General features: G+C 36.9%; 18 protein-coding genes and 4 pseudogenes. 7 read left to right on the forward strand and 15 right to left on the reverse strand.

The window, feature by feature from the left end; translation table 11 throughout:
* Nucleotides 1–96: 96 nt before the first annotated feature.
* The 4 genes and pseudogenes from LF822_RS17215 to LF822_RS17230 form a co-directional block, all read right to left on the reverse strand.
* Nucleotides 97–456, reverse strand: a pseudogene (locus tag LF822_RS17215) (HI0074 family nucleotidyltransferase substrate-binding subunit); the annotation flags it as partial.
* A gap of 21 nt (nucleotides 457–477) precedes the next feature.
* The gene (locus LF822_RS17220) at nucleotides 478–1,053 is read right to left on the reverse strand and encodes a uridine kinase family protein (RefSeq protein ID WP_253925473.1); all 576 of its coding nucleotides are present in this window, start codon (nucleotides 1,051–1,053) and stop codon (nucleotides 478–480) included.
* Nucleotides 1,054–1,180: 127 nt separating this feature from the next.
* On the reverse strand, nucleotides 1,181–1,582 hold the full coding sequence (locus tag LF822_RS17225) for a GNAT family N-acetyltransferase (RefSeq protein WP_256522258.1): 402 nt from the start codon (nucleotides 1,580–1,582) through the stop codon (nucleotides 1,181–1,183).
* A 64-nt stretch (nucleotides 1,583–1,646) separates the two neighbouring features.
* Nucleotides 1,647–2,483 (reverse strand): aminoglycoside 6-adenylyltransferase, encoded by an 837-nt coding sequence (locus tag LF822_RS17230; RefSeq protein ID WP_253925318.1) that lies wholly within the window; start codon nucleotides 2,481–2,483, stop codon nucleotides 1,647–1,649.
* A gap of 858 nt (nucleotides 2,484–3,341) precedes the next feature.
* Between LF822_RS17230 and bla the strand changes: the two genes are divergently transcribed.
* The 4 genes from bla to LF822_RS17250 all read left to right on the forward strand — a co-directional run bounded on the left by bla (nucleotide 3,342) and on the right by LF822_RS17250 (nucleotide 8,335).
* The gene (gene bla, locus LF822_RS17235) at nucleotides 3,342–4,205 is read left to right on the forward strand and encodes a class A beta-lactamase (protein WP_256522313.1); all 864 of its coding nucleotides are present in this window, start codon (nucleotides 3,342–3,344) and stop codon (nucleotides 4,203–4,205) included.
* A gap of 138 nt (nucleotides 4,206–4,343) precedes the next feature.
* Entirely contained in the window at nucleotides 4,344–6,110 is a 1,767-nt protein-coding gene (locus tag LF822_RS17240; protein ID WP_253925320.1) for a BlaR1 family beta-lactam sensor/signal transducer, read from the forward strand.
* 21 nt (nucleotides 6,111–6,131) lie between these two features.
* Nucleotides 6,132–6,515, forward strand: a complete 384-nt coding sequence (gene blaI / locus LF822_RS17245) for a penicillinase repressor BlaI (protein ID WP_253925321.1) — start codon at nucleotides 6,132–6,134, stop codon at nucleotides 6,513–6,515.
* 617 nt (nucleotides 6,516–7,132) lie between these two features.
* On the forward strand, nucleotides 7,133–8,335 hold the full coding sequence (locus tag LF822_RS17250) for an IS110 family RNA-guided transposase (RefSeq protein ID WP_253925322.1): 1,203 nt from the start codon (nucleotides 7,133–7,135) through the stop codon (nucleotides 8,333–8,335).
* Nucleotides 8,336–8,488: 153 nt separating this feature from the next.
* Here the strand turns inward: LF822_RS17250 and LF822_RS17255 are convergent, their stop codons facing one another.
* The 3 genes from LF822_RS17255 to LF822_RS17265 all read right to left on the reverse strand — a co-directional run bounded on the left by LF822_RS17255 (nucleotide 8,489) and on the right by LF822_RS17265 (nucleotide 10,831).
* Nucleotides 8,489–9,259: a phosphotransferase family protein gene (locus tag LF822_RS17255; protein WP_253925323.1), complete on the reverse strand. Its 771-nt coding sequence runs from the start codon at nucleotides 9,257–9,259 to the stop codon at nucleotides 8,489–8,491.
* A gap of 127 nt (nucleotides 9,260–9,386) precedes the next feature.
* Nucleotides 9,387–10,130: a DUF5694 domain-containing protein gene (locus LF822_RS17260; RefSeq protein WP_253925324.1), complete on the reverse strand. Its 744-nt coding sequence runs from the start codon at nucleotides 10,128–10,130 to the stop codon at nucleotides 9,387–9,389.
* A 47-nt stretch (nucleotides 10,131–10,177) separates the two neighbouring features.
* Nucleotides 10,178–10,831: a class I SAM-dependent methyltransferase gene (locus tag LF822_RS17265; protein WP_253925325.1), complete on the reverse strand. Its 654-nt coding sequence runs from the start codon at nucleotides 10,829–10,831 to the stop codon at nucleotides 10,178–10,180.
* A 548-nt stretch (nucleotides 10,832–11,379) separates the two neighbouring features.
* Here LF822_RS17265 and LF822_RS17270 point away from each other — a divergent pair.
* A complete protein-coding gene (locus LF822_RS17270) occupies nucleotides 11,380–11,562 on the forward strand; it encodes a hypothetical protein (RefSeq protein WP_253925326.1) in 183 nt (60 codons plus the stop codon).
* Between the two features lie 81 nt (nucleotides 11,563–11,643).
* On the opposite strand, the gene LF822_RS17275 is transcribed toward LF822_RS17270, so the two are convergent.
* From LF822_RS17275 to aac(6'), 4 genes are all read right to left on the reverse strand, one after another.
* Entirely contained in the window at nucleotides 11,644–11,943 is a 300-nt protein-coding gene (locus tag LF822_RS17275) for a hypothetical protein (RefSeq protein WP_253925327.1), read from the reverse strand.
* A 130-nt stretch (nucleotides 11,944–12,073) separates the two neighbouring features.
* Entirely contained in the window at nucleotides 12,074–12,241 is a 168-nt protein-coding gene (locus LF822_RS17280) for a hypothetical protein (protein ID WP_253925328.1), read from the reverse strand.
* Nucleotides 12,242–12,590: 349 nt separating this feature from the next.
* Nucleotides 12,591–13,034: a pyridoxamine 5'-phosphate oxidase family protein gene (locus LF822_RS17285; protein ID WP_253925329.1), complete on the reverse strand. Its 444-nt coding sequence runs from the start codon at nucleotides 13,032–13,034 to the stop codon at nucleotides 12,591–12,593.
* A gap of 94 nt (nucleotides 13,035–13,128) precedes the next feature.
* Entirely contained in the window at nucleotides 13,129–13,563 is a 435-nt protein-coding gene (aac(6'), locus tag LF822_RS17290) for an aminoglycoside 6'-N-acetyltransferase (protein ID WP_253925330.1), read from the reverse strand.
* A gap of 319 nt (nucleotides 13,564–13,882) precedes the next feature.
* Here aac(6') and LF822_RS17295 point away from each other — a divergent pair, with 319 nt between their 5' ends.
* Nucleotides 13,883–14,212 (forward strand): hypothetical protein, encoded by a 330-nt coding sequence (locus tag LF822_RS17295; RefSeq protein ID WP_253925331.1) that lies wholly within the window; start codon nucleotides 13,883–13,885, stop codon nucleotides 14,210–14,212.
* A gap of 898 nt (nucleotides 14,213–15,110) precedes the next feature.
* Here LF822_RS17295 and LF822_RS17300 read toward each other — a convergent pair.
* The 3 genes and pseudogenes from LF822_RS17300 to ltrA form a co-directional block, all read right to left on the reverse strand.
* Nucleotides 15,111–15,659, reverse strand: a pseudogene (locus LF822_RS17300) (collagen-like triple helix repeat-containing protein); the annotation flags it as partial.
* Nucleotides 15,660–15,997: 338 nt separating this feature from the next.
* Nucleotides 15,998–16,789, reverse strand: coding sequence for a class I SAM-dependent methyltransferase (locus LF822_RS17305; protein ID WP_253925333.1), 792 nt, complete (start codon nucleotides 16,787–16,789; stop codon nucleotides 15,998–16,000).
* 481 nt (nucleotides 16,790–17,270) lie between these two features.
* Nucleotides 17,271–19,071 (reverse strand): annotated as a pseudogene (gene ltrA / locus LF822_RS17310) (group II intron reverse transcriptase/maturase).
* Between the two features lie 751 nt (nucleotides 19,072–19,822).
* Here ltrA and LF822_RS17315 point away from each other — a divergent pair.
* Nucleotides 19,823–20,300: pseudogene (locus LF822_RS17315) on the forward strand (ATP-binding protein).
* A 144-nt stretch (nucleotides 20,301–20,444) separates the two neighbouring features.
* Here LF822_RS17315 and LF822_RS17320 read toward each other — a convergent pair.
* Nucleotides 20,445–21,344: a PhzF family phenazine biosynthesis isomerase gene (locus LF822_RS17320; RefSeq protein ID WP_253925334.1), complete on the reverse strand. Its 900-nt coding sequence runs from the start codon at nucleotides 21,342–21,344 to the stop codon at nucleotides 20,445–20,447.
* Nucleotides 21,345–21,375: the final 31 nt, after the last annotated feature.

Here is a 21,375-nt window from a genome sequence, read left to right on the forward strand (position 1 = left end):
TGGGCTTTTTTTATTCCATGCAACCATAAAGCCAACTTCCTATATAAACTAAGCCCTGGACGTAGTGGTAACGTCCAGGGCTATATCTTTTTATGACTATTCCATCACTTTACCATTCATACGTTCAACCCATTGATAGAGAAGGCTATTATACCGGGCCAAATTTTTGTGGATTTTAATGGCCACTTCTTCATTATAGGTATGGATGATCAAATTACGCTCATTTACCATTTCCAAAGCCAGAACGGCCTCCTCATCCTCCAACAGGTGGACCTCCCTGCAACTGCGAATGACGCTCTTCGGAGAGCCGGCAACTACCCCTTCTACGTCATATAAATATTGCTTCGCCGCTTTCCAACTAGCTTCGAAAGAGAATTCAAATCGTTGAATCGCTGCATCTCTTTCCACATCATTCGGTTTTTTAAGGGTAGTCAGCTTTTCAAAGGAAGCCAACGCTTTTTCTGCTGCTGAAGGATATTACTTAGTTCCATTAACAATGAGGTCTGCTCTTTCATATGGTTTTTGTTCTTCAACATAAATGTTTTCTGAAATAATCCAATTATTTTCCCACATATCACGCGCCTCTTCCCCGTCTCTCTCAATACCTCTTGATAGTCGCGTTCTTCTTGGACAATCAACCCATATTGTGATGTCGTATTTATTTGCTAATTCATTACGAATGGAATAAACACCTTCAATTATTACAATTCCTCCAACAGGGACAGTATGCCACTCCGCTAATTCGTCTGAGTCCCAATCATATCTCTGATAATATCCTTCTTGATTTTGCCTAATTGGTTCAAGAACTTGATTTAAAACACGCTTCCAATCAAAGTCTGCACCAATGGGTTTTTGCTTTGGATCTGCTTTCATAAGTTGTGAGGAGGGTAAATAAAATTCATCCATATGTACAACAGTTACATTAGTACATTCTTCCTTCAATTTATTTGCAAATGTACTTTTTCCTGAACCACAACCATCTATTCCAACCAACAAGGTTAATTGTTTTTTTTGGAATTGAATTAATTGAACTAACAAATTGTTCAAAGGTATGAAATTCACCTTTTTTAGATTTGAAACTCACTTTATCACCACATTTAAGGATTGGTTTTTCAAACACCTCATTAAAGCTTGATCATTGAAGTAAACTCCCCGATTGTTGAACAAGGATTTGTTAAATTTATAATCTCAATTTGTACAACTGTTGCCAGTTTATATTCTTATATCCCATCCTCTCGTAAAACTTGTGGGTATCGTTTCTTTGGCCACCAGAACGTAGTCTTATTTCTTGAAATCCATTATCTTTTGCCCACTCTTCAGATTTTTTCATTAATTTCGGACCAATTCCTTGTCTTCTAAAACGACTATCAACAACTAGTCCACCTATTTCAGCATAATCAAGTTCAATGAATTGCTTACCATAAATATGTACCCATCCACCTAGATAACCTTTTTCTTCACCTGACTCATAAACAAAAACTCCATTATTATTATTATCCAGTAATTTATTCAATCGAAGATTAATTTGCTCTTCTGTCACTTCATAACCAAAGTGCATACAAAGCCTGGTGATTTCACTCAAATCGTCCGTCTGTGCCTTCCTAATAATAACAAGCCCCCCTTTAATTGAATAAGGAAGAAAAAATTTATAACACCCTGGCTACAATTTTATTTATCCAATCATTGTTTTCGTTTATTTCTAGCCTACTACAAATAGAGCTATGCACATTTTTAAACTCCCGTACAATATTATTGATAACATTCATGATTTCTATTGAATCCCTTCCACAATCCCAGCTTCTAAGAAGGGATAGCTGCCAACTTTCTAAACAGCCTCTACCACCTTCATATTTAGCCCAATCCCCAAAATTGTTTGGTTGAATCCCTGCGTTCATGTACCAACCAACAACTATAGAAATTCTTAAACTATCTATACATTTAAGAGCGTAATAATACTCTCCTCTCATTAACCGCCTATATGCCTCATGTAAATTCGCGAAGAATTTAGTTCTCCAAGCTTCAAATTCATCAAGCGAGGGTTCATAAGTCATTTCCAGTGATTGTTTTTGAACTGTCGAGATGATCGAGTTGTGATCTTTAACAATCTTTATATTTTTCAACCACACAGAAGGCTGAATATCCTTTGGCTTATAATAAAAAGTGTCCACCTTTATGAAGCTATCATAGTGGACCACAGTATAAATTGATAAAGGGTGAGCATCTTCAATAAAAAGAATATTCCCCCACATTTGAGGGCGAGTTTTTTTGTTAGAAATGTAAGTCCCTATTTCTTCTGGTTTCACCACTATTCTTAGATCAATATCTGAATATAAATCCGTATTGCGTGATCCTATAGAACCCCCATAGAAAAGGGTTAAGACATGATCATCATTAAGTAAATCTTTCTCGATAGAATCCATTAAATTCTTTCGAAATTTAGGTAATTTTTTATCCCTTTCCTCATGTTTACTTACAAATCCCACACATTAAAATCCACTCCCTTTTTACTCTTGTACAATAAAATTCAATAAAAGCTCCTATTTCCCCTTCTTCATCAGGCGAATTTAACTAGAAAGAAATAAAACATATTTATCTGGTCTTCAGCTCTTGCTCCCTTTAACGGAAGATCGATTTCAGGGTATCCCTTGATTTGAATGTTTAATTACTTGATTTCCATACTCCTCCAGAACCAGTTGTAAAACCACATTTTAAGTTAATGTAATTTTTCTCATATGTAACTGATACAATGCCTAAACAAAAACTTGACGAACAACCAACAGTATCTTTTTCTTATAATGGGGAGGAAACCATCAAATGGCATTAAAGGATGCTTTGTAGATGATTGGTTTTTGGTGGTAAACAAAAATAATGAATTTCTTGGGGCTCTCTCTAAAGCATTTAAAATAGAAATAGTTGAATAAATTTTTTAATCTGGAAAATAATTTTTCATTCAAGCTGCGAAAAAGTGAAGCTTTTAATTGTAGAATCGCTAACTTAGTACTCTTTTATTTTTTCAAAGTAAAAATCCCACTATTTTTGAAAGTATGTTTTACTAACCACCCTCGCCCCATTCCAATGGAGAATTTCCCTACTTACTACTTTTAAAGAAAAGCCCAAGATTATTTGATAGTATATATATAATTTCGACTTGACAGCTTTTTGACTACAACTGTAATATTGTATTACAGTTGTAGTCAAAACAGTAAGTGGAGGGAGTATAAAATCCTTACAACAAAAGGTGGGAGTTTGAGTACAACAATATAATAAAAGAAGGTATTCATGTGAAAAATATAAATTCATACAAAGTTGCCATTCGTTTAGTTACACTATCCATAACCTTACTGTTCCTTACAATACTTACCGCATGCGCAGACGATCAAACCGACGCATCATCCGACAAGGAGAACGAATCAGAGAAAACGATTAATAAGAAGAAAGAATTTACACAGCTTGAAACAGAATTTGATGCCCAAGTAGGTGTCTATGCAATTGATACAGGTACGAATCAAACTGTCGAATATAGACCGGATGAACATTATGCCTACTCTTCTACTTTTAAAGTTTTTGCTTCAGCAACCCTTCTGAAGCAAAATGACATAGAAAAACTTAAAAAAACCGTTACATACACCGAGGATGACTTAGTTACCTATTCACCGGTTACCGAGAAACACGTGGATACCGGACTGACACTGTTGGAAATCAGTGAGGCGGCTATCCGGACAAGCGACAACACCGCTGGGAACCTTCTACTTGAGGCAATCGGAGGTCCTGATCAATTTAAGCAACACTTACGTGACATTGGTGATGACGTGACAAAGCCCGAACGATACGAAACCGATTTAAATGAATTCACACCGGGTAATAAGCGTGATACCAGCACACCGAGAGCTATGGCCACAAATCTAAAGAAAGTTGCCCTTGATGACTTTCTTCCAGATGATAAGCGTGAATTGCTTATCGAATGGATGAAAGGAAATGAAACAGGAGATACATTGATACGTGCCGGAGCCCCTCAAGGATGGACAGTGGATGATAAAAGCGGAGCTGGCAGCTACGGAACAAGAAATGATATCGCCGTTGTGTGGCCTCCGAATAGAGAACCAATCGTCATAGCAGTTATGTCCCGGTATGATACAAAGAATGCAGAATATGACGATGCGCTTGTTGCAAAGGCTGCCGAAATCACGCTGGATGCTTTAAAATAAGAAACTCACACATGTCATGGACGACATGTGTGACCCTCACCCCATTTATATACACCAAAATGGAATAAACCCGTCCTTCATAAATAAACGCCACATGTAATAATAAGGGTGTAATATAGCGATTAAGGAGATGAATAAATGTCCGCTCTCCATCTAGCTGTTAGCTTGTTCATATCTTCTATCGTGGTCATTGGTATTATGTTGATCCGAAAGGTTTTTAAGAATCAATTGTCTTCCAAATGGAAATATAATCTCTGGTTCCTGTTATTAATCGCTTTACTCATTCCTTATCTTCCAACGCAATCATTAAGATTCGGAGGGAAGTTCACGGGGAATGAGAACCAAAACAGTAATCAGGCGCAAGCCGGCTTCACAACCGAAACCCCTGAATCAAATAACGGAAATTGGATGGACGATTTTTCAACATCCGTTCATCGGTTTGATTTTACAGTTCTGGATCCTGTTTTAACCATAATATGGATAGCAGGCATGTTCGTGATGATTGTTTTGGCCATGCACGCCTGGATAAAACTTTGGCAAATAAAAAAGTCCGCAAGTGCACTAACGAATAACGAGGTTCTGTCATTATTCGAACAGTGCAAACAAAGGCTGAATGTATCGCATCCCCTGGTGTTGGCAGAATCACAACTCATCAAATCTCCAATGATGTTCGGAATATTTAATCCCTGCATCATCCTGCCGCGTCATGCTGAAGTTTGGCTGTCCACGGATGAAATGAAATACATTTTACTTCATGAATTACATCACTATAAAAAGAAAGACACTGCCACAAATTACCTGACCGTCCTATTCCAAATTTTATACTGGTTTAATCCATTTATCTGGATAGCATTCAAGGAAATGCGGCTGGACAGGGAAATCGCGTGTGACAGTGCTGTCCTACATACATTGGATCAACATCAGCACGCAGCATATGGCAACACGATTATTAAGTTTGCGGATAAATCTTACCTTACAAGGCATTTCGCAATGGTTAACCTGATCGCTAGTTCAAAAAAACAAATAAAAAAACGGATTGAAGGTATTGCATCCTTTGCATCTGACACAAATCTGGTAAAAGTGAAGAGTATCCTGATTTTTATGCTTCTTGCCGGATTTGTCGTGTGTCAGATACCGATTGTTTCTGCTATGCCTTATGAGGACCGCATTGATTTTGACAAAGAGCAAACAGTATATGAGGATTTAAGCGCTTCTTTCAATGGATATGAAGGTAGCTTTGTATTGTACGATTTTAGGGAGAAGCAATACAATATCTATAATAAAGACAAAAGCACATTGCGGGTTTCGCCAAATTCCACGTACAAAATTTACAGTGCATTATTTGCATTGGAGTCCGAAGTTATCACACCAAATGACAACTTCATGAAGTGGAATGGGCAATTGTATCCTTACCAAAGCTGGAATAAGAATCAAAATTTGTATGCGGCGATGGAAAACTCAGTAACATGGTATTTCCAGCAGATGGACAAAATGGTACAAAAGAAAAATATTGAAACGTACACGGAAAGGATAGAGTACGGTAACCATAATCTGTCAGGGGGTATCGAAGACTATTGGCTCGAATCTTCCTTGAAAATTTCACCAATTGAACAGGTACAGACATTAAAAGAATTCTATGCGAACCAATTTGGATTCGATGGGAAAAACATTCACTACGTGAAAGATTCCATCAAACTGGAGACGAAAGAAAGTTCCACCCTCTATGGCAAAACTGGTACAGGAACGGTTAACGGGAAAAATGTGAATGGCTGGTTCATTGGATTTGTAGAAAGAGAAAACAACACGCATTTCTTTGCTACCAATATTGAAAACGATAATCAGGCCAGCGGCAGTATAGCTGCTGACATTACGAAATCTATTTTGCACAATAAAGGCATCTATTAAAAGATAAAGGCAGGGATTCACATGACGAAAAAAATACCCACTATTTCAGAGTCGGAATGGGTAGTCTTAAAGGTGCTTTGGGAACAAGGGCCGCAAACAGCAAGTGATATCACTACCTCCTTACCGGCACAAACTGATTGGAATCCGAAAACTGTACGGACTCTGTTGGATCGGCTCACTATGAAGAAAGTCATCGGCGTCCATAAAAATCATAGGGTTTATACATTTTATCCATTTTACTCCCAGAACGAATGCCAACGTGATAAAACAAAATCCTTTGTGAAACGTTTCTATGACGGTACATTAAAGTCAATGCTCGTTCAATTCATTCAGGATGAAGACCTGTCTGAAGAAGATATTAAAGAACTAAGGTCCATCCTGGATAAAAAGCAGAATAAAAAATAGACTGATCACCCTATTTAAAAGTTGAAGCATTCTTATACTTCTTTATTGAAATCTAATCTAGAAAGATGAAACCCATTTGAAATTTAAGTGAGGGAATTTGTTTACTGGATGAAATAGAAGACTGGTTCCTCTATAAAAATTAGTAACAACCTATAGGGGAGAGTGCAAAAGCAATAAGCGTTTTATTAACAAGGCTATCCTAATTGTTGTGTAGTCTTTATATTCATATTTTTTAAAGTTTTTGATTCGTAGGGTGAATTATAATTTCATTTTTTGAAACCTCATCTGTCTACAAGATAACGGTTCAAAGTAGAATAAATAAAGGGGGCCATTTCTTCTGGATTCGCCCCCTCGTATATTATTATTAACCAGATTATTTCTGGTTTTAAATCCATCATACCTTTAGCCGAAGGTATAATGGGGTTAAATCAGATTGAGGTTGTCGCTCTGCTCCCTTGAAGCATTGTCTTCGTGCTATAGACTGACACCTCTTTCTTTATAGAACTATTCGTATAAGCTGGATGGTACATAGTTGCCGCATATCGAACGAGGTTGAGTATCTATAAAGGTAAGAGGTTTCCTTTCATCTGATTAATATTATGTGGGTGGTATCGTTTATGATTTATCTTGGTATTGATATTGGAAAACGTCATCATGAAGCTGGCTTAATCAATGAAAGTGGGAACCCTATTGGAAAAACCATTCGTTTTGCTAATTCCAAAAAGGGTAGTGAAAAGCTTCTGACATTCTTAAACCAACACCAGGTAACACCTGAAAATTGTGCTTGTGGGATGGAAGCCACGGGTCACTATTGGTTATCTCTCTTTTCTTTCCTTCATCAACTTGGATACAAAGTGACGTCTTTCAACCCTATGCAATCGGACGCACTCCGTAATTTTTATATTCGAAAAACCAAAACAGATATTAAAGACGCGTACTTAATTGCTCAAGTGATTCGAATTGACTCTCCAGAAGCGACTCCATTCGTTCAAGAAGACCTCCTTCAACTTAGACACCTCGAGAGGCTGCGTTATGCATTGGTAGACCAAAGTTCAGACGTTAAGTGTAAAATCATTGCTCTACTAGATCAGATTTTCCCTGAATATGAACAAGTATTTTCTGATGTATTTGGATTATCTTCCACAGAAATTCTTTTAAACTATACACTACCCGAAGACCTCTTGGACATTGATACAGACAAATTAGCCGATGTCCTTTACCGGGTCAGTAAGGGGCGGTACGGGATTACAAGAGCTCGTTGGAAAGCTGAACAGCTGAAAGAAAGTGCCCAAAACACCTTCGGTATTTCCATAGGTACAGAGGCATTTAAAATGCAAATCCATCTTCTCCTGGAACAAATCGCTCTATTTGAAAAACAATTGGCTCAAATAGAAAAAGAATTAAAGGAGCTCTCGGACCGACAACATCATTATTTAACAACCATAACAGGTGTAAATGATGTCACGGCGGCAGTCATCTTAGGTGAAGTTGGTTCCATTGACCGTTTCGAACATCCAAAACAATTAGTTGCCTTTGCAGGCCTGGATGCTTCCGTGCACCAATCCGGTGAATTTAATGGATCTAAAACGAAACTTTCCAAAAGAGGTTCCCCTTATCTTAGACGTGCGATATGGCAAGCGGCATTTGTGGCTAGCTTTAAGGATCCTGCCCTATCCCTTTATTATCAAAAGTTACGAGAACGTGGAAAAGCTCACGGTACTGCCGTAGGGGCTGTAGCTCGTAAATTGACACACATTATATTTGCCATTTTAAGAGATCAAAAACCCTATGTACCTCGCCCTCAAACCAATGATGATTAACTACTGTTTTTTGCAGTTTTAATAATTACACGAGTGAGGTTTATTTGGTATGCGAAATTTTATTAAGTGAGCTTCTACCTGGTTACTGGTTACTGGTTACTTGACATTTTATAGCTGGTCTATACTGAAAGACTCGAGTTCAAGATAACCTTCTTAAACACCATTAATTGCTTCAATGTAATGGTTGATAATTTTCAGAAGTCGATCAGAGCTTTCCGTTGAAACACTTTCAGAAAGCCTGGCTGCGGCAATAATAGGGGTCCATTCTAAGATTTCAGCTTTTGAGAGGCCGCTCTTCTTACAATATAGATTCAAATACATATCCGCCATCTCTCCCGAAAACTGAGAATATAAAAGATAAGTCCTACATACATCAGCCCGGATGTTTCCAACACTTGCATCCACCCAATCTATAGTTGCAGCTCTATTGTCAGTTATGATCACATTATATATGTGATAGTCTCCATGACAAAGCCTACTCTCAAAGGGCATGGAATCTAACTTATCTACTAACATTTCTTTAAGGTTATTTTTTAAATTTGGAGCGAATTTTATTTGTCGATTTAATTTCGTAGACATAAGTTCAATAGAGTGGCCATCACATTGATGAATCTTTTGTTGTATGTCTATGGAAAGACTCATATAATGCTCCTCTTGTTCTGGATTACGTGATATGAGTTCTCCTATTGTTTTTCCAGGGATATACTCCATCAAAAGGGCCTGTTTACCATCTATTTTAGTAACGTCCAACACTTTTGGAACACGGATTCCACAAGAATAAGCATACTCTTGTTTATATGCTTCATTTATCGATTCCGTCTCAGGGAGGTTATCATTGAATACTTTTATTATTTTGTTCTCAAAAAGATAAACCGTTGCTGTATTACCGACTGCAAATGGTTCCCCTATATCATCAAGGTTCATATGTCACCCCTACATTCAGTTCTTATCATATTAAGCTAATGCCCCAGATACATGAAGACTCGAATTCGAGATATATTGTGATAATTATAAACAATCGTATATATTTGATTTACTAACACCAGTCATGCTAAAGATAATCTTGTACTGTTTCTACAATAAAAATATTACTTTCTTTCAAAAATTGATTAAGCAAGTAGAGATGACCCGCACCATATAGAACTAAAATGTTATCATCTTTCGAGGTTATTAACTCTACTAAGTTCTTGTAGACAATCATATTTCGATAATACCAATATTGTGCTGTCCACATCGAACCAACTGGATTGCTTTTACTACCCATTAAAGCAAGCTTCGTATAAATCTCATGATTTGCTTTCATATTTTCTTTGTCATTAAGCCAAAGTAAAAATTCCTGCATTGTATGATTTTTAAAATAATCCTCGGACTCCAAGGTTATTTTTTTACCTTTTTCAATTACTTCGCTAAATATTGCTGAGTTATTTTTACCCGCCCAACATTCTAAATCAGGAACTCCTTCTATACTGTCGTTCCAATCTACTGCAAATAGTTCTTTATGGTTCATGTTTTTAGCCAATTGAAAGCCGATCTGATGTCGTTCATTTGAAGTTAATTTAAATTCACCATTCAGAAAAGACATGTAATCCGCATTTAATTTACTTTGATTTTCAGTTAATACTTCTAAAGCAACTTTTGTGGGACGAAACTCTTTAAGACAATCTATTACTTGTTTTATTTCCCTTTGTCTATGTTCACTATGGATATCTTCGGTTTGGGTCATAAACATATCCCCATTATTTGGATTATCTAAATGGTCCGTACCAAGCACCAAAATAGTTGGCTTTCTATTCATTTGATCCCCCCCACAATTAGTTATAACACCATCTTGAACCTTCTATTTTAAGACACTTTCTTTGCAGCCACGAACCATAAAACTAAAACTTCTTTATTTCCAGCTGGGTCTGTTTCCGTTTGATTATGTAATGTCCGCTCTAAAACATTGAAGTTAGGTGGCAGTTCACGAGCAATTTCTTTTTCATTATAAAAATGCAACGACTTATCATTATGTAAGAAAGTGTTTTCTTCTATCTCTTCTCCAACCCCGTAATTCTTATGATCTTCAGTAGATATGCAAGTAAAAATCATTAAGCCTCCTGGCTTTAATTGCTCATTCATATGATTCATAAGTAAAGTACGTTGATCTTTTAAAAACAGATGTAGAACATTAGATAAATAAATGGCATCAAAATTACCTGAAGTAACATTTGGATTAAGTATGTCTTCTACTTTATATTCAATGTTTTTTATTTCAGCACTTATGTTCCTGCATGCAAGCTTTATAGCTTCTGATGAGACATCTATTCCTTTTACCTTAAAACCCTTTTTTGCTAATTCAAAACTATTCCTTCCATATCCACATCCAGGAACAAGAATGGAATGCATGTGACGATCTCTAAAATGTGGCAAGCTCATATCCACTGAAGGGCATGGAGAATCTCCCCAAATCTCTCCTTCCTTAAAACGTTCATCCCAATACTTCTCCTGTGTTATCAATAGTGATCCCCCCGAATGTCTGTAGCTAAATATTACTACCAATTATTTCAAAATATATCTAGAAACTCAATCCTTTTCTTTTCCCAAAATAAAAAGGCTTATCTTTGCTACAGATAAGCCCCAGTTAGTTCAATAAATCCCTGAAAAATCTTTTATTTGTCATCTTTGCCTTTCTTCCATTTATACGGTACTTTCGACCAATTATAAAATAGAATAAATAAGAACATTATTAAACATATCCCTATATAATCAACCCACATAACCTCTTTATTGACAATTAACTGCCAAATGATTGATACTACAAAAAATATTAAGGGGAATCTGATGCTTTTCCTAAACATATTGGTACCACTCCCTGTAATATAAAACATTTACAAAAGTCTTTGTTGCATTAACCTGCTGCCCAAAACATTAAGAAGAGGGCAATTCTTATATTTCAGAATTGCCCCATTTAATTTAAAACTTGAATTCAAGATATGTTATGTATGCTCTTCGGAATGTTCAGTAGACTAAATTCATGGTAAACTCTCCCAGAGAGGAGGTATAATATGAATGAAGCAGTTAATTTCTTCCCAATAGTTGCTTTTATTCCAATCATCTTTTACATAGCTATCCTAATTTTTATAGTTTGGTTTGCGCTCACTATAGTTAAAACACAAAAAGAGAAGAACCATATCCTAAAAGAAATATCAAATGGAATAAGAGAATTCAACATTAATAAAAAAGAATGACTCAGGCTGCTGTTGCAGCCTTTTTTACAAAAAGTTTTTTAAAACTAATTCTACCCCGCCGTATCTGCAGTAAAACCCCAGTTAGTTTAATAATGAGCCCATAATAAATGGTGCGATAATTAGTATTATAGAAGTAAAAATAAGTGTAATGGAAACTGTTTTAGGCAATTTCTTTCTTCCCTTTCCCTTATACCAACCAGAGAATTGTAACTTGTTTCTATATAATACAAAGTATAAAACTAATATTGCTAATGCACCGAGCCACGAATAGGTTTCTGTTGGTTCATTGATTGTATAAATGTTTCCTATAATCGCCCAGCCTAAGCCACCAAGTAGTACAAAAATAAATATTATACGCAAAAGTTCTAATAACGTCCTCACTTCTAATCTCCCACCTCTTTTATTAAAGCCCCAGATTCTTTAAAATTTGAAATTGAATATCTTTGGTAGTACAGATTAATTTTCTTTGTTGCATTGGATCCTATTTTTTACTTACTAAAGTTACTCTTAGCTATTTGTATTTTCGGCGGATGAAAATAGTGTACAAAGTAACCATTACTGGAGGAGTAAGACCTACTAGAAGTACCGTAATGTTTTTTTCAGGACCCAGCCAATAAATCACTCCCATAATTAACACGGAGGCTAATACAAACCACCATCCAATCTTTTTATCTAGCATACTATATCTCCTTTCCTCCCAATTGGTCTTTATTGAACAATCGCCCCAAATTCATGAAGACTTGAAACCAAGATAAGCTTAATTACTCTTTAATCCTTTAAAGCATGTTTACACTAAGTAAGTATTGTATTACAATCTTTAATAACCTAATTTTCTCACGTTTTTAACCAATTTAGTGAGAACATGTAGAAAATGACCAGATTGGGTTAAGGACTCCACCTATAAGTGTGGGGTCCTTTTAATTATTATGCTTATTTTTTAACGAAACCGCATAAACCTTACTAAAGATTTGACCCAAATAACTGAAGACTTGATTTCGAGATATTTCACCTTGAATTCTTTTTGTGTCTCAACTTTCATCGACTTTATACGATTGATTTCTAACTACTACAGTTTCAGGTACAAATCGAATGAAGACATTATTAGGATCTTGATCTTTAAACCTAGAATCCCAGATATTCTCATTTGGTCCTAAATACTTTGTGAATAAGTGTTTAGCTAAGTTAATATCAAATGGTTCTACAGTTGCTTTTCCTCTAAAGCCTGCGTGCAGTACTTTCCCTGTACTAGGATTAAAGTCCACAATTCCGATAGCGCAACTAGGTTCTTCCTTAATCCGTAATGGAAAAGTATCTCCATGTGTTCCTATAATCCAGAGACATTTATCTTTCCAAAGAACCCATACTGGTGAATCTCTTGGCCCTTCGGTAGAAGACGTTGAAAGATGTGCAAACAAGGGTTTCTCTAAAAATTCATCCAAGTTAAAACTGTGTTTACCCTTTATAATCTCCATTTGTCATACTCCTCTCTACCACAATATAGCCCTTCATTTCTTGAATAAACAATAAATAGCTGGTTGATTGAAAAAACCTCAATCTACATCCATCTTATAACCTCTTTTTAAAACAAATAATTCGATTTGCTTCACTAAACCCCAATTTAAGATGCATTCCTAAGCTTTCTTCATTTTCTAATTCACAGTCACTAGCAAACTCATGACAACCTTTTTTCTTTGCCCAATTCTCACAAGCACTAACTAATTTCTTAGCAAAGCCTTGTTTACGAAAGGCTTCTTTTATGTAAAGTCCTTCTAAATATCCTACCGGACTTGAACTTGTCCCTTCAACATAATCGTATCGCAGTTGGCATTGTGCAAACCCAATTGCTTCACTGTTATGATAAGCTAAAATAACCGTTGCGTCAGGCTGAGCAATAAGATGCGTTATTTCTTGTATAAATTCCTCTAAAGTGTGCTCTGGCCAAAGCAGTAAAGCAAGGTGAGCAGCTTCTTTTACTTCTGATATTGTCGCCTCTTTTAGCATATAGAACCTCCAAATTATTCTGCACATTACTTAAATATTCGATTGACGATTATTCTATTTATTTTATTATCAATTCGTAATACAGAATTGCTCCCGATTATGGAATACTCCATATCAAGATATCACCGAGAATTTTTTCTTTTTTCTTGAGTGTATGTAGTTTTGTGTGATCATTCCTGCATTAAAATCATAATGAAATAGAAGAGTTTCCGATTGAACAAAAACCTTTCTTCTTCACCAGTAAACTCAATATATGAAAATGAAAGAATTACAAAACCGATAACAGCTAATAGGATCAATACAAACTGCCCTTGCCTCATTGTTTCCAGGCTTTGCCCCCGTTAACGCTAAAAGAATTTATTCATTTTTCAATCCCAATAGTATGGTTTTTGAAACAAATCGAATTATTAACACTCCGATTAAAATAACAACACCAGTAAATATAATAGCGAAATTCATTCCAAAAGGATTAAACCAAGAAGCATTTGGAGGAATTATAAACTGCGTTGCCAAAACCACTGATACTAATATAGTGAGGGTGTTTGTTAAAATAACAAAAGAAAACTTAACTTTTATTGATAAGAGACCTGCAAAAATAACAAATAACAATGTCCCTAAAAACAAAAAAGAAGCTCTATTTGGGAAATGAGAAATTTCATAGTAGTGAAACAAAAACGGTATAGGAATTAACGAAACTGCCAACCATATAATTCTAATAAAATCTCATCCTCCTTACTATTTGATGAACAACTATAATATTTTCTGTATATCTAAATTAAACCTAACATACCTACCTAATAAATGGATAATTAATGAAAACTCTTCTGCCCGTTACAATATCCCTATCCACAATGCTGCTATGGTCCTCGTTAGTCGAAAATTTCTTTCAACTAAGCTTCTCCGTCAAACCATGCAATTCCTAAGAATTCCTATGCTTATGCAATAAAGGCGAAAGCTCTATTGCTCAACCTCCTCCAAAAAATCCCTTGACACGAATCCCAAGGGAGTCTGGGAGAGGGGTTAGTTTATAAGAGTTTTTTTAGAAAAAATAGTCTATAATGGCTGCTATTATATATCCCAAAGTCATAAGCCAATAAAAACTAAAAAATGCAATAATATTTGATATGATTAACCATTTCGTTTTAGTGAATATAGCTAACAACACTCCAACTGGTGCAATGTAAAAAATATTAAAGTGAGCACCACTCGGAATTTGAAATACTATGTTTGGAATTCAAAGTGCAATGCATGTAATCAAACATATGACAGAAAGTGTGTTTAATATTTTATGTTTTGCCATTAGTCTTTCTCTTCTTTCTTCAGGATTTTCTTTTTCATTTCCAATCTAACCCTCCAAGAATCATTTCTCTTATTACACATACGAGACCAATCCAAATTAGTTTCAATACTGTTTATTATCTCGAAGTCAAGTCTTCTATTATCCTGCGTTAGCGAAAAAGCGATTGCTCATATTGAACAATCGCTCCCTTATCCGGAAGACTCGGCTTCAAGATACCAACCTTATAAATCCGGACTAGACCTCTTAATCAACTCGTTTCCCCTACAGCTACAATTTTGCAAGTTGAAATCGCAAATCTAGGGATTGTATCATTTATTGGTGAAGTACCTAACACTATGCCAAGACCTGTTTGTTCCACGTTAAAATCTGCTGCAATAGAACCATTACTTAATAAAAGGTTCACTGTTGAACCGATAAGTGTATCCAGCAATTCTCTAATAGGCCGTTCCCGACAATCACATTCACAATCAGAATCATCAGGTGGCAACAAGTTAATAGTGGGCCCTGGTGGTAAAAATCCAACCCCTATTACATCAGAAATATTTACCACAAATGATGTCGCTCCGTCTGTAACAGTAACTAAATAATCATCTACTTCAGTTATAGTAAATAAAAAAAAGAGGGGAGGTTCATTTGGTGCGTCTGCAATAGTGGCAAGAATTACAGTTTGCCCTACAAGTTGTTGTAAGACAGACTGAAGTGGAGAAACACAACAGTCACAAAGAGTCAAACAAGGTGGACCTGGGGGGCCTAGTTCTCCTTGTGGTCCTTGAGGGCCACGAGGGCCTCGGGGACCTGGAGGACAGTCACAGCCTGGCTTTTTGGAAAGAGGGGGACAACATTCATTAAGTTTCATTCTAGATACTTTTCTTTTTTTGGACATGTTTTCACCCCCATTATTTCATATCTTATAAGCTATGTCTTCATATCAAAATTGGATTGCACAATAGTCTAGACGTAAGACACTCTCCATTAAGAGAGCCAGAAAACAAAACTAGGAAATTGTACGCTAATTAATTCCCTAAGTGATCTCGAAACTGAGTCTTCAAGAAACCTACCCGTTAACAAAAAAGCGATTGCTCATATTGAACAATCGCCCCAAATAGTTGAAGACTCGAATTTGAGATAATTATTTTATTTTCTACCGAGCTTTACAGATAAATTTACACTCTCTCTAAACTCACCAGAGGAGGAAAACTTCAATAATGATTGCTTGACATCCTTTTCAAACTCCTCAACTTTATTGCCTAGAAACCGTCTTGCCCCATATGAAGTTGAGTATAAGTTGCCTAGAATTGACTCAATCGTCCAATTGATTTCATATGTAGGTAAAGTGTGTATTTCGACTTCAAATTTTGAATTTGATAATACTTCTTCGTGACTAATAACTGGATGGTTGTAGGTGGATTTCCCAGCTCTCCGTTCTTTCCCATACCATTTTTCTATGAGTTCATTCAGCTTTTCTTGCCAAGGTTTTAGCGATTTATTTGGATCATAATTATCGATGATAGCCACTCCACCGCCTTCATCAATTAAGTCGTATAACTCCTCTAAAATCCTGTCTCTGTCCATCCAATGAAAAGCCTTTGCTATTGTCACAAGAGTGAATTGGTCATTATGTGATTCTTTATATTGTTCTAGCGTTCCATTAAACCACTGAATTTGCCCCAACCTCACCTGTTGGTGAAGACGTCTTGCCTCATTTATCATTTCTGGCTCTGTATCTATACCTACTATTTTGTTAGTCCAATCCGAGAATCTTATTGTAAGTTGACCTGTACCACAACCTAAATCGAGCAGGTTTTGTTCACCATTAAGCGAAAACTCCTGTACTAAAAACCTTATTAGAGATGCTGGATACATTGGTCGGTATCTTGAATAATAGCTTGCTGCACCCTTAAACAAGTTTGTTCCATAATCCCCCAAACTAATTCTCCTTTCCGCATCAACCTTTTAATAATGCACTAGTTGTTTTCAATCCCTTTTTTTAAGAGTAACCCCATATACATTAAGACTTGAAGCCGAGATTAATTAAACAAATGGGCTAATCTTAAGTAGAAATTATTCTTTATTTTTCTTCCGTGAAGAGTAAATTTGTAAGTAACAACATAAGGTAGCTAGTATAACCGCACTTATTCGTTCTAAAATCGCCCCGGTAAGAAAAATAGGTAGTCCTATAATTTTTAGTATAGTCAACGAATCACCTTTCCTCCTATCATCTTTACAAGTCTTCAATAAATCTACCCCAAACAGTGAGAAGATAGCGATTTCACTATTAAAGAATCGTTAGCAATAGGTAAGCGTTTGAGGTTATCTCCGGCTTTTCCCCTGCTCCACACCGAACGTGCTAGTTTCCCAGCATTCGGCGTTCCATCTAAAGGTATGTACTAAATTATAAGTTCCTATGTTACTCTTCGAGACTGGATGCAACGATCCCTTCCACCCCACATACCTTTCGGTATTGATTGATTCTATCTAAAATCAATCGGTTCTGTGGTAATTGTTTAAGATAAATCTTTATTTTCTCTATATCTTTCATATGGATAAGTCGATGAATATCTTTATGAAGAATACGCAGGTTTTGAAACTGATCGCTTCCTCCAAGATTCTTTGGAACATAGTGGTGACAGTGAACATCTGAAGCGTGTAGATATTCGCCTGTAATTTCGCATCTCCCCATCTTCATACTATACCGACTAATACGATTATCAAGATATTCGATACTTCGTTTCGGTAGAGAAGACTTCATTAAGTGACCGATTTCTTTCTGGATATCAGGGCGGAGACTTTTGTACATCTGTTCTCTTCCTGTCTTTGTATAAAGCGAAAGCTTTGGACTGAAGTTCATCGTATGGAATGTTTTCACATTGCCGATGGGGAACAAATACGTACCATTGATATTGATCGTTTTCGTTCCTAAGCTAAAGGTTTTCCTGTAGAAAGGAGGTGGCTTAAAAGGATGTTCTAGCTTTCCAACCGGTCGAAGACGGTTCACTAGAAATGGTTTAAGATCGTAAGCAAGACGTGAGAACACAAGGTTTACATGAGTCGCTCGGTTAAAGTAATGGTGAAGTCCTAAAACAAAACTATTGTATCGATGAATATTCTCAGCAGAAGGCGAAGCTTTCATTCTTCGCTTCCTGTTTGATTTTCTCTCTTTTTGAAGAAATGACCCCAGTATGGGCCACTCGTTTCTTACCCTTTTTATTCGCACGAATGGTGAACCCTAAGAACTCTGATTCTCGTTTTCTTAAGTTTACAATTTGGGACTTCTCTGGTGAGATGTCCAACTTCAAACGTTCTTTGAGGTACAGACGTACCGCATGGTACCACCTTTGCGCTGTCTTTCCTTCCCGACATAGGATTTTAAAATCATCAGCATACCGGACCAGGTATCCCTTTTTCAGGTTCGTTTGTTTTCTCGCTCGCCTTCTGGCATCATCTGAACTGTAAGATTTCTTCAAGGGAAACACTTCCCACTGGTCGGCAACCCATTGGTCTAGATCATTTAAGACGACATTAGAAAGAAGAGGGGATAAAATTCCACCTTGTGGCGAACCCTTATCGGGTACTCCTTCTCCATCAATCTCCGAAGTGATCATTTTTGAGATACAGGCTAGTACCTTACGGTCTTGAATACCGATGTTCCAGAGTTGCCTCTTTAATAGACGATGATTTACGTTATCAAAGAAACTCTTAATATCTACATCAACGACGTAATGAAGTTGACTATGATTAATCAAAAACTGTATCCTTGCCATAGCATGATGAGCAGACCGGAGAGGTCTGAATCCGTAGCTATGTTTGAAGAATTGAGATTCTACAATCGGTTCGAGAACTTGTTTAAAGCATTGTTGGATCACTCGATCCAGGATGCACGGAATACCAAGAGGTCTCCATTTTCCGTTGTCTTTTTCAATCCATTCTCTGCGAACTTTCTTCGGGCAATAGTTTCTAAGTTTCGTTCGGACTTCGTTTACCAGATCATTTTCGGAGAGCTCTTTCATGTCATCGATAGTTTTCCCATCGGTGCCTGGTGTTTTAGATCCTTTATTGGTTTTTATCATGCGAAAGGCGAGCAGGATGTTTTCTCTCGATATGATGGTTTCATATAGATAAGAAAACGTATGTCCCTGACTCGCTTTTTCATAAAGATCCGTAAAGGTCTCCGTCATATTATAATAATCCCAGTTTCGCAGCGTTGACACTGTGGCATCCCTCCTTTGGAGTGATGTTCCCACGTTCCTACCCGATCGGTGCCATTCACGTTAGGAAAATAATCGTTTCATACTCTAGACTTGGGGCTATTCCTCCACTTCTATTACAGAAGTTTCATCAGTCATTCCCCTACCCTCACAAGGATAAATGCTTTTCAGCATGGCTTTATAGCAACCGTTTCGGGTGACAGCCCTTGATTCAACGTTCCTTGCTTTCCAAGTACCATACAACGTAGCTATCATTACTAGAATTAGGTGCTTCCTGTAAGCCTGTGAGCTGGATACCGCCTTGGTTCGGTATAGCGTCTTTCAGATGGGGCAGTTTTACTCCACACCACTCACGTCCTCGTAAGATGACACGTAAGTTTCCTTACGTTCGTAACTTTAGACCCTTACCTTCGGAAGTTCGTCAGTTCCTATCTCAAAGAACGATTCTCACCTTAACTAGGTTTTAGCCGTCCGACATATCCTCAAGCATACCTTTTCTTTGCAAATGGCTTTAGCCTTTGTTCTGCCGCCTTCACCTGTGCTTCATACCAAGAGACCTGTCCGTCTCAACGCATGCAGGAGTATTAACGGGATGGTTTCGGGAAACATGGATCCTTCATTCCCATCCTCCGTTGTACAGTTCAAATTTAATCCAACAGATTCCCTGCCTTTCGCGCTGAAAAGCGCTTATAGCAGAACTTGTCGCGCGCCCCATTTAGTGGAAGACTCAGTTTCAAGGTATTTTTAGTTTAGTATGTATAATCCATGTGAACCTACTGCCACCTTCCCTTTATTTCCTTTACTACAATATCTGGATTGTCCCAATGGGAAAACACACCTTGCGGTTTCAATCGCTCTAGAAGCCATAAGCAAAGGATTGAAAACGTATTTTATGACAGCTCAGGAACTCGTTGCGTCCCTTGAGACAGCAGATGGACAAGGGAAATTGGATAAGAAAATGAGAGGAATCGCTAAGCCTTCTCTCTTGATCATCGACGAAATGGGCTATTTGAATCTCAGACCAAGGTGGTCATTACTTATTTCAAGTAATTAGCCGTAGGTATGAAAATAGCTCTATTATTCTAACGTCGAACAAGACGTTCAGCCAGTGGGGAGAGGTTTTAGGCGATGGAATTATTGCGACGGCCATATTGGATCGGTTACTTCATCATTCAAGAGTGTTTTCTATTTATGGGCCAAGTTTTAGAATGAAAAACAAAGCTGCCAAATAAGGTGGCAGCTTTGTATAATTTTAACCCGACGATTTTGTATAAAATTAAACGTCCTTGACACCCAGTTAGCGGAAGACTTGATTTCGAGGTATATTGAAGCTACAACTAACGTACCTGTTGCTTTAAGTAAGAGAATTCATAAACTTATTTTTCTAACAAAACTTGAAAATCTTTAACGAAAACAGCATTTCCAATTATTTGAACATCAAATGATTCGCTATTTTTTGAAACATCTACTATAACTCGACCATCTTTTCCAATTTCATGACCTTGCTCAACTATTAGTTTTATAGATTCATTAGAATTCTGTTTTATGTATTTTGCATAAAAAGCCCCCATCACCCCTGAAGCTGTACCAGTTACTGCATCTTCGATTGTTCCCGAATATGGTGAAGAGAAGTGTCGCGCGTGCATATCAGCATTGGAATCATAAGTCTCCACACAAAAAGGGTGAACAGATGAATTAGGCATTTCCTTTAAAATTTCTGGGAACTGTTTATTGTTTGGTTCCATTTTATTAAAGACATCCAGTTGTTTTATCGGTATGAGTAGAGTCCAAGCACCTGTACTTCCATAAAGTATCGGTAAATCATCATGAAGATCTGATTCTTTCAATCCAATTGAGTTAGCTAAATCTTCTTTGGAACCTGTAAATTGCTTGAATTGGGGGGAAGTCTGATTCATAGTTATCAATATTTCATCAGCAACAGATGTGTTAATCTTTATCGGTAGAATACCAGCCTTTGTTTCAATGGTTAACTCTTTTTTATCTCCTAATAGCCCTCTGCTTTTTAACGCATAAACTGTTGCCATTGTTGCATGGCCGCATAAATTCATTTCATGTCCAGGTGTGAAATATCTTATTCTAAGGTCGGCTTTATGCGATTTAACTGGAAATGCTGTCTCATTAAACCCCACTTCAAAAGCAATCTCTTGCATTTCTATATCTGTTAATTCATCACCATTTAAAACTACTCCCGCAGGATTCCCCTTATTAGGTTCTTTACTAAAAGCATCATAATGATAAACCGTTATAGATTCCATAACCCGGGCCCCCCTCAATACTAGTAAAAGA

It is taken from the genome of Halobacillus sp. A5, from assembly GCF_024189315.1.
In the GTDB taxonomy this organism is placed as follows: Bacteria; Bacillota; Bacilli; order Bacillales; family Halobacillaceae; genus Halobacillus_A.